At 67.5% G+C, this 12,633-nt stretch carries 11 protein-coding genes; all 11 read left to right on the plus strand.

The genetic code is table 11. From position 1 onward, the window contains the following. The first annotated feature begins 472 nt into the window (after window positions 1-472). The gene (gene flgK / locus ABC977_RS05695; protein WP_369666282.1) at window positions 473-2,425 is read left to right on the plus strand and encodes a flagellar hook-associated protein FlgK; all 1,953 of its coding nucleotides are present in this window, start codon (window positions 473-475) and stop codon (window positions 2,423-2,425) included. A gap of 3 nt (window positions 2,426-2,428) precedes the next feature. Beyond that, entirely contained in the window at window positions 2,429-3,640 is a 1,212-nt protein-coding gene (flgL, locus tag ABC977_RS05700) for a flagellar hook-associated protein FlgL (protein WP_369666283.1), read from the plus strand. A gap of 101 nt (window positions 3,641-3,741) precedes the next feature. Continuing rightward, a complete protein-coding gene (locus tag ABC977_RS05705; RefSeq protein WP_369666284.1) occupies window positions 3,742-4,059 on the plus strand; it encodes a DUF29 family protein in 318 nt (105 codons plus the stop codon). 414 nt (window positions 4,060-4,473) lie between these two features. Next, the gene (locus ABC977_RS05715; RefSeq protein ID WP_439849162.1) at window positions 4,474-5,940 is read left to right on the plus strand and encodes a flagellin N-terminal helical domain-containing protein; all 1,467 of its coding nucleotides are present in this window, start codon (window positions 4,474-4,476) and stop codon (window positions 5,938-5,940) included. Between the two features lie 210 nt (window positions 5,941-6,150). Further along, on the plus strand, window positions 6,151-6,576 hold the full coding sequence (locus tag ABC977_RS05720) for a flagellar protein FlaG (RefSeq protein ID WP_369666285.1): 426 nt from the start codon (window positions 6,151-6,153) through the stop codon (window positions 6,574-6,576). A gap of 58 nt (window positions 6,577-6,634) precedes the next feature. Beyond that, the gene (gene fliD / locus ABC977_RS05725; RefSeq protein ID WP_369666286.1) at window positions 6,635-8,029 is read left to right on the plus strand and encodes a flagellar filament capping protein FliD; all 1,395 of its coding nucleotides are present in this window, start codon (window positions 6,635-6,637) and stop codon (window positions 8,027-8,029) included. Window positions 8,030-8,094: 65 nt separating this feature from the next. Next, window positions 8,095-8,529 carry a flagellar export chaperone FliS gene (fliS, locus tag ABC977_RS05730; protein ID WP_369666287.1) on the plus strand — a complete coding sequence of 145 codons (435 nt, stop codon included), beginning with the start codon at window positions 8,095-8,097 and terminating at the stop codon, window positions 8,527-8,529. 22 nt (window positions 8,530-8,551) lie between these two features. Beyond that, window positions 8,552-8,890, plus strand: coding sequence for a flagellar protein FliT (locus tag ABC977_RS05735; RefSeq protein ID WP_369666288.1), 339 nt, complete (start codon window positions 8,552-8,554; stop codon window positions 8,888-8,890). Window positions 8,891-9,469: 579 nt separating this feature from the next. After that, window positions 9,470-11,035 (plus strand): sigma-54 dependent transcriptional regulator, encoded by a 1,566-nt coding sequence (locus ABC977_RS05740; protein WP_369666289.1) that lies wholly within the window; start codon window positions 9,470-9,472, stop codon window positions 11,033-11,035. Window positions 11,036-11,217: 182 nt separating this feature from the next. Continuing rightward, complete coding sequence (locus ABC977_RS05745) at window positions 11,218-12,282, plus strand: sigma-54 interaction domain-containing protein (RefSeq protein ID WP_369666290.1); 1,065 nt, start codon at window positions 11,218-11,220, stop codon at window positions 12,280-12,282. An 18-nt stretch (window positions 12,283-12,300) separates the two neighbouring features. Further along, window positions 12,301-12,627 (plus strand): flagellar hook-basal body complex protein FliE, encoded by a 327-nt coding sequence (gene fliE / locus ABC977_RS05750; protein WP_369666291.1) that lies wholly within the window; start codon window positions 12,301-12,303, stop codon window positions 12,625-12,627. Window positions 12,628-12,633: the final 6 nt, after the last annotated feature.

Here is a 12,633-nt window from a genome sequence, read left to right on the forward strand (position 1 = left end):
GCGGTCAGGCTAAAGAATCGGCCATAGCGAACGATAAAGAGGTCGTGGCGCTGACCTTGGCGAGGCAAGGCCACGGAAGAAGGGTGAGCGCGGCGATGTCGCGTTCCGGCGCGCATCGAGCGCGATCCCCGGGACAGTAGGTGCGGCTTCAGCCGCATGATGACCACGGCCTTGGCTGCTTGGGCGAATTGTGTTGCGGCTGAAGCCGTACCTACACCGAGCCTGGCGGTTGAAGCCCCACCTACGGCGCTCTTCATGGCGGCGTGAGCCGCCGCTTGGGGCAGCATGTCACTGGGCCGCTGATCGGTTTGCGCTGGAGGCGGGCGGCTGGAAGCTGGCTGCGCGACGCAGGTGGTACTCCATCTTGCGGGAGTTGCCCGATCTTGGACCACCCAAGTCACGCGCAATCCCGTCTGTGCCGGATGATCGAACGAACGGCCCGGCAAGACCGGGTGGAGCGAGGAACCTAGCCATGGGCGTCAATCTGATCCAAACGGGGCTGTCGGGGCTCAACGCAGCCAGGTCCGGGCTTGCCACGACGTCGCACAATATCGCGAATGCCGCGACACCCGGATACAGTCGCCAGCGGGTGTTCCAGACGGCCGCCACCCCGATCCACGCCGGGCCTGGTTTCGTCGGGACCGGGACCCGCGCGGTCGACATCCAACGCAGCTACGACCAATTCTTGACCCGAGAGCTCCAGTTGGAGACCGCGGCCGCCGCGCAGTTGCGCACCCATCATACGCAAGCCGCCCGGCTCGATGCCTTGCTCAGCAATTCGGCGACCTCGCTGACGCCGGTGCTGCAAGGCTTCTTCGATGCCGTGCACCAGGCCGCGGCGGAGCCGGCTTCCGGCGCGGCCCGGCAGCTGCTGCTCGAGCAGATGGATCGGGTGACCGAGCGCTTCTCGCTGATGGATCAGCGCCTTCAGCAGACACGTGCCGGCGTGGTCGGCGATATCCGCTCCCATGTCGATCGGATCAATACGCTGAGCGCCGAGGTCGCGCGACTCAACCGCGGGGTGGCCGAGGCGCGTGGTAGCGGCAGCGCGCCCAATGATCTCCTCGATCGGCGCGACGAACTGGTGCGCCAGCTCGCCGAGCACGCCGGTGTGACGCCGCTGATCCAGGGTGACGGCACCCTCAATCTCTTCATCGGCAACGGTGTGCCCTTGGTGGTCGGCAGCGAGACCATGCCGCTGGCCGTCGGGGTGAGCTCGCGGGATCCGTCGGCGACCGGTCTCTTCTCGGTCGGCCATGGTGGCACGCGTGTCGAGGTCACGGGTCAAGTCCAGGGCGGTGCACTTGGCGGCCTGATCGACTTCGAACGCGGCCTGCTAGCCGATGCCGAACGGCAACTCGGGCTGTTCGCGCTGGGACTCGCCGACGCGGCGAACGCCCAGCATCGGCTTGGCATGGACCCGGTTGGCCGACTCGGCGGGGATCTCTTCACCAATGTCAACTCCCCGGCGCTCCAGGTCGCGCGGGCCATTGGCCAGGCCGACAACCAGGGCAATGCGTGGCTCGAGGTGCGGATCGATCAGGTCGGCACGCTGAACGGCAGCGACTATCGGTTGACCTACGACGGGGACGAGGGCGGCTACCGGCTGATCCGCGCCCGAGACAACCAGATTGTCGACACCTTCGCGGATCTGCCGCATAGCGTTGCCAGCGAGGGCTTCACGATCAGGCTCGCCGCCGGGGCCATGGACGCCGGCGACAGCTTCTGGATTCGCCCGGCGGCCGGGGCGGCGGGCGCGTTGCGCCGGGTCGCGGCGGATGCGTCCTCGTTGGCGCTGGCCGCGCCGGTCCGTGCCGACCCCGTTGGCGGCAACATCGGCGAGGCGCGCATCGGCCCGGTCACGGTCAGCGCGCTGAGCGGCACCGCGCTGACCGGGGCCATCACCTTGACCTACGACGCGGCGAACGCGCGCTTCGCGGTCACGGACCCGCCAGGCGGGACCTTGGCCTACAGCCCGGACAGCGACAGCGGTGCGACCTTGAACCTGGCGGTTCCGGGCTTCGGCGAGCTAGCCTTCACGATGACCGGGGCCCCGGCCGATGCGGATCGCTTCGTGCTCGCCGGCAACGCACAGGGCGTGGGTGACAATCGCAATGCCCTGGCCCTGGCGGCGCAGCTGCAAGAGACGCCACTGTTGTTTGGCGGCTCGGCAACCCTGACGGAAGGCTACGAACGGTTGGTCACCGAGGTCGGGGGGCGCACCCAAGGGCTCGGCTTCGCGGCCGAGACCCAGGAGAAGCTGGTGCGATGGGCGCAGGATGCGCGCGAGGCCCTGTCCGGGGTCAACCTCGACGAGGAGGCGGCCGACCTGCTGCGCCTCCAGCAGGCCTACGAGGCCTCGGCCCGTGTCATCGCCGTCTCCAACGATCTGTTCCAGACCCTGCTCGGTGCTCTACGAGGTTAGGCCATGCGCATCTCCACGCAACAGTTTCACCAACGCGCCGTCGATATGCTCCATGAGCAGCAGACGCGGCTGGTCCAGACCCAGCGCCAGCTCGCGACCGGCCGGCGTTTCGAGGTGGCCGCCGAGGATCCGCTCGCGGCCGGTCAGGCGCTGCGCCTGACGCGCGAGGTCGCGACGACCGAGCAGTACCAGGCCAACGCGAACGCGGTTCGTCTGCGTCAGGAGCTGCAGGAGGCCGCGCTCGGCCAGGTCACCGAGGTGCTGCACCAGGCCCGCGAGCTGCTGGTTCAGGCCCATGGCGCTGCGTCGTTCAACGCCAACGAACGGCACGCCTTCGCACAGCGCCTCGAGCAGCATCTGACGAGCCTGGTCGGGTTCGCCAACGCCCGTGATGGTGGTGGCGAATACTTGTTTGCCGGTGACCAGAGCGGCACCCGGCCCTTCTCCGACGCCGGCCAGGGTCAGGTCGTCTACCAGGGTGACTTGGGTCAGCGGCACATCCCGATCGGCCCCGGTGTCAGCGCCGCGATGACCGCGTCCGGTGCCGAAGTCTTCGGGGGCGTCCGCGAGGGCAATGGGCGGTTCGTGACTGCCGCGGATCCGAGCAACACGGGCAGCGGCGCGATCTCGATCGGGCAGGCGCGCGGGGACTGGACCTCCGGTGCCTACCGGCTGACCATTGTCCAGCCGGCCCCCGCCCGGCCGCCGACCTACGAGGTGCACGATGCCGACGACAATCTGGTCGCCGCTGGTGACTACGTCAGTGGTGCCCCGATCCGGTTCCAGGGTGCCGAGGTCGCGGTGACCGGCAGCCCGGCGCATGGCGACACCTTCCAGATCACGCCGGCCGGCCAGCGCGACCTGTTCTCGATCCTGCGCGGGGCCGCGCAGGCCCTGACCGAGGCCGGCGAGGTTCCGGCCGGTCGCGCGCGGCTGCAAGTCGGGCTGAATCGCGGTCTGGCCGAGCTGGATGCGGCGCTCGACCATGTCCTCTCGCAACGCGCCCAGATCGGCGCGCGGCTGGACCAGATCGACCGTCAGACCGATGCCAACGAGGCCTTCCGCCTGGTCGCGACCGAGGCCTTGTCGGAGGTCCAGGACCTGAATTACGCCGAGGCCGCGATGCGCCTGCAGACCGGGATGCTGGCCCTGGAGGCCGCGCAGCGCTCCTACGTCAGCATTCAAGATCTGTCGCTGTTCCGTTTCCTGCGTTAGGCCGTCGAGGAATCGCTTGGCCGTCTCCAACGACTTTTGCAACCCCCGATAAGGCTTGCCAGGAGCCCCGGTCGCGTTGACGAGCCGGGTCGGCGCAGGCGATGCTCGACGCCACGCCGAGCCTGAAACACCAGATCCCGGAGCTCTTCGGCAAGGCGTGGCAACAGGCACGAGGGGCCGCGCGAAAATCATTCGAGATCCATGGTGAGTCGGTGCGTGTGCCAGACACCTGTCCGTATTCGATCGATCAGGTCCTCGATCCCGACGACGTCCTAGCCCCGCCGCAGGTTGCAAGCCCTCGAGAAAGCATCGAATGCTTGGCGATGTTACCGGGCGGTGGTCAGTGTGCCGATGTATCCGCTCCTAACGGACGACGCAGCGAACGAGGCCATCCGCGCCTGTCGAAGGCCGTGAGCTGATCGACAGCCCGGCCGTCGCGTTCGGGATGGATCTTCGCCGCGCGGACGTCCCGGTTCCACGCACTGCCTTCACCCGTGGTCGGCATTCGCCCGACAAGACCATGCCCTCGTTTCGACTGCGCCCCACCAGACCCAGCGGCCAATCCTTCGGTCGCGCCTCTCGCGCCTCGGCCGGATTCAGGCCGCGGGCCGTTGCAGATCAGCGAAACCACGTGCGGCGGATCGTTCTGTGACGGGCGTCACCTTTTCACGCCGCGGATCCGGTCACCGCGGTTAAAGCTTTGCCGGTGGACGCCGATAAGGCCAGTGACGGCGCTCGGTACCTCGGCGCCGGATGACGCGCAGTCCCGATAGCGACCTCCGCCGGCCACCGCCACGGAGGGTCCAAGATCCCAACAAACGGAGGTTATTCGAATGTCCAGTGTCATCAACACCAACGTCATGTCGCTGAATGCCCAGCGCAACATGCTCAAATCCTCCGGCGACATGGCGACGACGATGCAGCGCCTGTCGACCGGCCTGCGCATCAACAGTGCCAAGGACGACGCCGCGGGCCTCGCGATCTCGGAGCGGATGACCGGTCAGATCCGCGGCATGAACCAGGCGGTGCGCAACGCCAACGATGGTATATCGCTGATGCAGACCGCCGAGGGCGCGCTGCAAGAGGTCACGAACAACCTGCAACGGATCCGCGAGTTGGCGGTGCAGGCGGCCAACTCCTCCAACAGCAGCACGGATCGCGCCGCCCTGCAGGCCGAGGTCTCGCAGCTCGCCGCGGAGATCGATCGCGTGGCCGGGCAGACGAACTTCAACGGCACTCAGCTGCTTGACGGCAGTTTCTCGAGCCAGAGCTTCCAGGTCGGCGCGAACGCCGGCGAGGCCATCAACGTCAAGTCGATCGTCGATAGTCGGACCGCATCGCTGGGCTCGCATACCCTGACCGCCGAGGGCACCATCACCGGCAAAGTGGTTGCCGGGGCCGCCAACGGTATCACCGCGGTGGCGAGCACTGACAATTTCACGATCAAGACCGACGCCGGCACGACCAGCGCAATCACCTATGCGGCCGATGCGAGTGCGAAGGACATCGCGGCGGCGATCAACTCCGCGGCGAGCGGCATCGGCGTCACGGCTACCGCGACCAACAGCACGACCCTGAGCGGCCTAAACGGCATCGGCAATGGGGACGGCACCGTGTCTTTCACGTTGAACGGCCAGGCCGTCTCGGCTGTCCTGACCGATCAGAACGATCTGTCCAGTCTGGTTTCGGCGATCAATGGCGTATCCGGCACGACCGGGGTGACCGCGGCCTTCTCGAGCACCGACTCCAAGGCCTCGATCAGCTTGACCACCACCGACGGCCGCAACATCGCGCTTGGCGCCTTCGCGGTGGACGGCGCATCAGAGCAAAGCATCAGCTTCGGTGGGACGACCTTGACCGAAGGCGGTGCGGTCGCCGCGGTGCAGACGGGGATCGTCTCGCTGTCGAGCTCCAAGGGCGCGATCTCCACGGCCAACGCGAACGCCCAGGTGTTCGCGGGTGCGGGCGTGAACAATTCGAGCTTCGCCTCGCTCGCCGCGGTCGACATCTCGACGTCGGCCAACGCCTCCTCGGCCTTGGCCACGCTCGATGCCGCGCTGCAGCAGATCAACACCGGCCGCGCGGACCTGGGTGCCATCCAGAATCGCTTCGAGTCGGTGGTGTCGAGCCTGCAGATCACCTCCGAAAACCTCTCGGCCTCGCGTAGCCGCATCCAGGATGCCGATTTCGCGGCCGAGACGGCCAACCTGACCCGCGCCCAGATCCTGCAGCAGGCCGGTGTGGCGATGCTCTCGCAGGCGAACCAGGCGCCGCAGACCGTGCTGTCGCTGCTGCGCTGATCGGGTCGGTGAGGCGGCCGAGGTGATTCCACCGCGGCCGCGTGGGCCTTGACCGCCTGTTCTGGCCGAGCCATGGATGGCTCGGCCGTGCGAGGCGGTCGAGGGCTCGGCAACCGGAGTCTGTCGGAGGGCGCGGGATGCGATGAACGCATCGCTGGCATCTGGGGGCGCACTGGATCGGCAGCTCCAGCGTGATTGGAGGGCAAGACCATGATCATAGGTGACAGTATCCTTCAGGCGACCAGCCGGCCCCTGAATTTTTCGGACGCGGCCGAGCGCACCGCGGGGGCGGGCCGGGATGGTGCCGAGCGGGTCGGTTCGGGCCGCGTCGCCGATGCGACCCTCGCGGGGACCCCGCGCGAGCCTGCCCCCTTGACCGCACCGGTGGCGTTCGACGATCCGATGGCCGAGGCGCTGCTCGATCGGCTGAATCAACACCTGAAACTGGAGCAGCGCGCGGTGCGTTTCTCGACCGATCAGGACTCCGGACGGCTGGTGATCAAGGTGACCGACACCGAGACCGATGAGCTGATCCGCCAGATCCCGCCCGAACGGACCCTCGAGCTGCTGCGTCATCTGGCCGACGGCCCGCCCGACCTGGAGCAGGCCGGGTTGCTGGTGCGCGAGACCGTGTGACGGCCTGGAAATTGCCTAATGCCTCTCGATGTAGGCAACAGGTGACCTGGAGGTCAAGATGGCAACGATCACGGCAATGGGGATGGGGTCCGGACTCGACATCGCGGGCCTGGTCTCGCAGTTGGTCAAGGCCGAGGGCGGGCCGGTCACGCAACGACTGGACCGGCAGCAGCGACAGGCCTCGGCCGAGCTGTCGGCGCTGGGTTCGCTGAAGTCGGCGCTGGCGTCGCTGCAGACCAGCCTGAAGGGCCTGGCCGATGCGAACGGCGCCCGGCCGATGTCGGCCTCGTCGAGTCACGAAGCCTTGTTCAGCGCCGTCGCCGATGGCCAGGCGGTCGGTGGCCAGTATCAGCTCGAGATCGTGCGCCTGGCCCAGCGTCATAAACTCGGCACCGAGCTCATCGACAAGGGCCAGACCTTCGGCGGTGCGGCCGGCGATCAGCTGACCATCGCGACCGGCGGTGCCGAGTTCACATTGGATCTGGCGACGGCCAAGACGCTCGCCGAGATCCGTGATGCGATCAATCGGGCCGCCGACAATCCGGGCGTGACGGCGTCGCTGCTGCGGGTCGACGCAGACAACGAGATCCTGGTGCTCAGCGCGGCCGACACCGGGCAGGCGAACGCGGTCACGGTGACCGAGACCTTCGCCGGTGGTCCTTCGTTGGGCCTGACCACGGCCAATCGCGATGCGGCCGGGAAACCCTTGACCGATCTCGCCGAGCTCGATGCCCTGATCCGGATCGACGGGATCGAGATCGCGCGCACCGGCAACCAGCTCGCGGATGTCCTCGATGGGGTCAGGATCGAGCTCGGCCAGGCCGAGCCCGGGACCCTGGCGGCCCTCGAGGTGGTGCCGGATCACCAGGCCGATGTGGCGGCGATCAAGGGCTTCGTCGACCAGTACAACGCGCTGATGGATACGTTGGGCCGGCTCGCCGGCTTCCGAGGGGTCGGTGCCGAACAGCCGCCACTGTACGGCGATGCCGCGGCGCGCGGGCTCGGCAGCCGGCTGCGCACGGAATTGAGCCGCTCCGCGGATGGATCTCCGTTCGGCCAGTCCGGGTTGGCCGAGATCGGCATCCAACTGGGTTCGGACGGCAAGCTGACGCTCGATGCCGGGAAGCTGGAGTCGGCCCTCGCGGCCGATCGGGATGGCGTGAGCCGGGTGTTCGGGTCCGAAGAGGGGTTGGCCACCAGGCTGGGCGCCCTGCTCGAGGCGCACCTGCAACGCGGCGGTATCCTGGACACGCGGACCGATGGACTCAAAGGGCGGCTCGATCGAATCGCGGGCGCCCGGGAGGCGCTGGAGCGACGGCTCGAGGTCATCGAGACCCGGTATCGCCAGCAATTCCTCGCGATGGACGTCTTGGTGGGCCGGCTCCAGAACACAAGCAGCTTTCTGTCCCAGCAGCTGACCGCCCTCAATTCAATCCACCAGCAAGCCAGGTAGCTGCGAGCCGCGACCGCCGAGCAGCTCGGCTCACCGCAACCAAATAGCGAAGGGGTAACGACAGCATGAACGCTTTGTCCGCTCTGAAGACCTACCGCGAAGTCGGCGTTCAAAGCGCCATCCAGGACGCGAGCCCGCACCAGCTCGTGCAGATGCTGATGAGCGGCGCCATCGACCGGATGACGGCCGCGATCGGACACATGCAACGCGGCGAGATTGCCGACAAGGGCCGCCTGATCGGCGCGGCGGTTGCGATCGTCGAGACGCTGCGCGGCGGCCTGAATCGAGACGTCGGCGGGGAGCTTGCCGCGAACCTGGATAGCCTGTACGACTATATGGCCCGGCGGCTCTTCACGGCCAATCTCAGGAACGACAGCGCGGCGCTCGTCGAGGTCATCTCGCTGATGAAACAGATTCGCGAGGCCTGGGAGGCGATCCCCCAGCCGCAACGGCAGGTCGACGGCCGCTCCGGTCCAGGGCTGGCGCTGCCGCGGTCCTGAGCAAGCTAAGGAGGTGATCGACGTGAACCGTCTATCTCTGGTGGACACGACCCGGCCCGTCGAGTGGGATGGGATCCTCGCGGACACACGCGCAATGCTCGAGGCGGCCCAGGCCGGTGACTGGGAGCGGGTGATGCGGCTCGAGCGGGAGCGCCAGCCGCGGATCGAACGGTTCTTCGCCGCCGAGCCCGGACCGCACGAGACGACGTGGGTGCGACGGGGCATCGAGGAGATCCTGGTGTCCGATGAAGCCGTGCTGACCCTGTGCCAGGCCGGCCGGAGTGCCGCCTCATCGAAGATCCTCGATCTGCGCCACAAGGCGGCGGCAAACCGGGTCTACGAACGCACGGCGGCGGTTTGACGTCGGCCCGCCCCGGTGACGGGGCGGGCCGCTGGCCCGTTTCTCCCCCGCCGGCCTCCGGGGTCGGTCTATCAGGTTGCCGGTGACCTCGCGGCGCTCGTCGGGCCGTTGAACGGATAATTTCTCGGGTGGCCGTCCTCTGTGCTGGCGCCGTTGGCACCGAGTCACGATCACCCCCGCCGCGTCGCGTAACCAGGCCGCGGCGATCAGCCCGTCCCTTCTTGGGTCGCCATCCTCCCTCAGCGATGCTCATGTCGACGGGCACGCGAGATATCGCCTGGCGGCCGTCAAAATTTTGACCCTTGTCATCGTTCCCCCGCTCGAACTGGTGTCTAATGGTGACCGGGGGTGTCTGGCCCACGAACGGCCGTGTCTTCCGCCCTCGACCAACCCCTTGGCCCCCGGGTCGGAGATGCCCGGTGGCGTGCCCCCGCAGCGATGGTCCCGGTAACGGCCCCGGCGCGTGGCGCGACCCCGTTGATGTGGTTATCATTTCGTGGAACGTCCTAAGAAGGTGTCTCTGCCGGGCGCGCTCGAGGGCGCCCGGCATGGCGGTGACTGGTTACTGATGGGGAACACATGGTCGATTCATTCCGTCGACACACCCGTTCGAGACGATCCAGCGCGGTCGAACCCGCGACCGCCGGGACCGGCCGCAGCGAGACGGCGGCGGCCTCGTCACCGACGGATGGGTTGGTTCTGGTCCTGGACGCGGATCGGCGGCGCGCCTATTCGGTCGTCGCGATCCTGGAGTTTCTCGGGTATCCGGCGCGGTCCATGTCTCTCGAAGCCTGGCCGATGGCTATCGACGAGGGAGGTCCCGTCGCCGCGGTCGTGATCGGTAGCGACGACCGCGGCGGGGCGCCGCGCGCGCTGCTCGACGCCGTGCTGGCCTGGGGGCCCACGCTGCCGGTGTTTGTCCTCGACCTTGACCTCAATGCCGAGACGGGCGCGCTGCTCGAAGGCCAGGCGGAGCGAGGGCACCAGATCCAGGTTCTCAAGTACCCGCTGCGCCAGCCCGAGCTGATCGAGGCACTGGAGCGGCGTCACGCGCTCAGTCAATGGCGGCGCCCGCCCAGCGGTGATGGCTCGCCTTTGCTGGCGCGCGCGCTGGTCGGGGCAAGCCCGGTCATGCGGCGGGTGCGTCAATTGATTCAAAAGGTCGCGCCGACGGATGCCACGGTGCTGGTGCTCGGCGAGACGGGTACCGGCAAGGAGATCGTCGCGCGCAACATCCACTACCTGTCGGCGCGGCGCGGGGCACCGTTCATTGCGGTCAACTGCGGGGCGATTCCCGCCGACCTGCTCGAGAGCGAGTTGTTCGGGCACGAGAAGGGCGCCTTCACCGGGGCGGTCAGCGCCCGCGCGGGACGCTTCGAGCTCGCCGAGGGTGGCACCCTGCTGCTCGACGAGATCGGTGATATGCCGTTGCCGATGCAGGTCAAGCTCCTGCGGGTCTTGCAGGAGCAGACCTTCGAGCGGGTCGGCGGACACCGCAGTCAACGGACCGACGTGCGTGTGATCGCGGCGACCCACCGCGATATCGAGGGGCTGATCGCGCAAGGGCGGTTCCGCGAGGATCTGTACTACCGGTTGAACGTCTTCCCGATCGAGATGCCGCCGCTCCGCGAGCGCATCGGGGATCTCCCGTTGCTGATCAATGAGCTCATCGAACGGATGGAGGCCAATGGGCGCGGCTCGTTGCGCCTCGCCGCGTCCGCGGTGCAGATCCTGGCGCGATATCCCTGGCCCGGAAACGTCCGTGAACTGGCTAACCTTTTAGAAAGGCTGGCGATTCTCGAGCCTGGCGGCCTAATCGGAGCGAGCGCTTTGCCGAGTCGGTTCCTGCCCGAAGACTGGCAGGGGCGGCCGTCGGAGGAGGAACCATCGGAGCCGGATTCGGCCGCCTGGACCCCGTTGGGATCCGGGGCGCTTGCCCCGGAAGACCCGCGCTTGCCGCCCGGAGGGCTCGACCTGCGCGATTATCTGAGTCGCCAGGAGACCAGCCTGATCAACCAGGCCTTACGGGAGTCCGACGGGGTGGTGGCGCATGCCGCGACGCTGCTCGGTATGCGCCGCACGACACTCGTCGAGAAGATGCGCAAGTACGCCCTCCAGCGGGTCGACTTGGCGACGGATCTCTGACAGCTGCCCACATCGGTGGCGGCCATCCCATTGCTCTAAAAGATTTATCTGTGACTGGCATTGTGCTTGCTTAGCCTCGGTGAGTGAGGCCCGGCGGGTCGAGTTTCCGCCGCCCCGCATCTTGGGCCCCAGGATGCCGCGATGGCCGACACGGGCTCAACCGAGTTTGAGGAGAACAGCGCATGCGACCTTCCGCGTTTGTCGTTATCGATCGGGCCCGATCCGGATGCGAGCCATCCGCGCCGCCCGTCGAACCCGATGGGACGGGGCTGGTACACGCCGATCCGGTGACCGGGCGTATTCTCGCGCTGGCCGAGCGGGTTGCCCGCACCGAGGCGGCGGTGATGCTGTCCGGCGAGAGCGGCACGGGCAAGGAGATGTTCGCCCGCCATATCCACGCCAGGTCGGCCCGCGCCGATGGACCCTTCGTTGGCGTCAATTGCGCTGCGATCCCCGCCACGATGCTGGAGGCCACCCTGTTCGGGTACGAGCGCGGCGCCTTCACCGGCGCGCACCAGGCTTACCAGGGCAAATTCGAACAGGCCCACGGCGGGACCCTGCTCCTTGACGAGATCACCGAGATGGATCTCGATCTCCAAGCCAAACTGCTGCGCGTCCTCCAGGAACGGGAGATCGAGCGGATCGGGGGCCGCAGGCCGATCCCTCTCGAGGCGCGGATCCTGGCCACCACCAATCGGGATCTTGCCGCGGAGGTCGCGACGGGGTGCTTTCGGATCGATCTGTACTATCGCTTGAACGTCTTCCCGTTGATCATCCCGTCGCTGCGCGAGCGTCGAGCGGACATCCTGCCGATCGCGCTTGCGCGGATCCGGGCCCATGCCCCGGAAGGTGGGCCGATCCCGCGGCTGACCCGCGCCGCCGAGGAGCGGCTGTTGACCCATTCGTGGCCCGGGAATGTGCGGGAACTCGACAATGTGATCCAGCGCGCCTTGATCTTGCAGAGCGGCGCGTGGATCGACGTCGACGAAATCTGCATCGAACCGGTTGCGGTGCCGCCGGGTCCCGGCTCCATCATGGCGTCCGCGAAGCCGGCACCGACCGGTCTCGGCGAGGATCTGCGGGCGCACGAGCGTGACCTGATCCTCGACGCCCTGCGTGCGACGGACGGTCACCGCGAGGCCGCCGCGGCGCGTCTGGGCATCAGCCCGCGAACGCTGCGTTACCGCATCGCCCGATTACGGCGGCTTGGGGTCGGGATACCGGTGGTTCTCGCGAACGGCGGGTGATAGGACGAACACATGGCTATGTCTGACAACAACGTTGGGCCGACCGAGGTCCTGCACCGCTTGCGCGCCCTGTCCGAACGCTTGGAGGCCGGGCTCGAAATAGCGAATGACGAGAAGCCATCGGTCCGTTTCGCCGATCTATTGCATGAATCGCTGAATCGGGTCAATACGACCCAACAACGGGCCTCGGCCATGGGTCAGGCCTATGAGCTCGGTGATCCGAATGTCTCGACGGCCGAACTCGTGATCGCGATGCAGAAGTCCAGTCTGGCCTTTCAGGGCGCGCTGCAGGTTCGCAACAAGCTGGTGGCCGCCTACCAGGACATCATGAGCATGCCTGTGTGATCGCGA

The organism is Thioalkalicoccus limnaeus (assembly GCF_041197575.1).
In the GTDB taxonomy this organism is placed as follows: Bacteria; Pseudomonadota; Gammaproteobacteria; order Chromatiales; family Chromatiaceae; genus Thioalkalicoccus; species Thioalkalicoccus limnaeus.

What these genes read in the sequence shown, in the direction of transcription:
- flgK (WP_369666282.1), top strand. Translation starts at nt 473, where the DNA reads ATGGGCGTCAATCTGATCCAAACGGGGCTGTCGGGGCTCAACGCAGCC.
- flgL (WP_369666283.1), top strand. Translation starts at nt 2,429, where the DNA reads ATGCGCATCTCCACGCAACAGTTTCACCAACGCGCCGTCGATATGCTC.
- ABC977_RS05705 (WP_369666284.1), top strand. Translation starts at nt 3,742, where the DNA reads ATGCTCGACGCCACGCCGAGCCTGAAACACCAGATCCCGGAGCTCTTC.
- ABC977_RS05715 (WP_439849162.1), top strand. Translation starts at nt 4,474, where the DNA reads ATGTCCAGTGTCATCAACACCAACGTCATGTCGCTGAATGCCCAGCGC.
- ABC977_RS05720 (WP_369666285.1), top strand. Translation starts at nt 6,151, where the DNA reads ATGATCATAGGTGACAGTATCCTTCAGGCGACCAGCCGGCCCCTGAAT.
- fliD (WP_369666286.1), top strand. Translation starts at nt 6,635, where the DNA reads ATGGCAACGATCACGGCAATGGGGATGGGGTCCGGACTCGACATCGCG.
- fliS (WP_369666287.1), top strand. Translation starts at nt 8,095, where the DNA reads ATGAACGCTTTGTCCGCTCTGAAGACCTACCGCGAAGTCGGCGTTCAA.
- ABC977_RS05740 (WP_369666289.1), top strand. Translation starts at nt 9,470, where the DNA reads ATGGTCGATTCATTCCGTCGACACACCCGTTCGAGACGATCCAGCGCG.
- ABC977_RS05745 (WP_369666290.1), top strand. Translation starts at nt 11,218, where the DNA reads ATGCGACCTTCCGCGTTTGTCGTTATCGATCGGGCCCGATCCGGATGC.
- fliE (WP_369666291.1), top strand. Translation starts at nt 12,301, where the DNA reads ATGTCTGACAACAACGTTGGGCCGACCGAGGTCCTGCACCGCTTGCGC.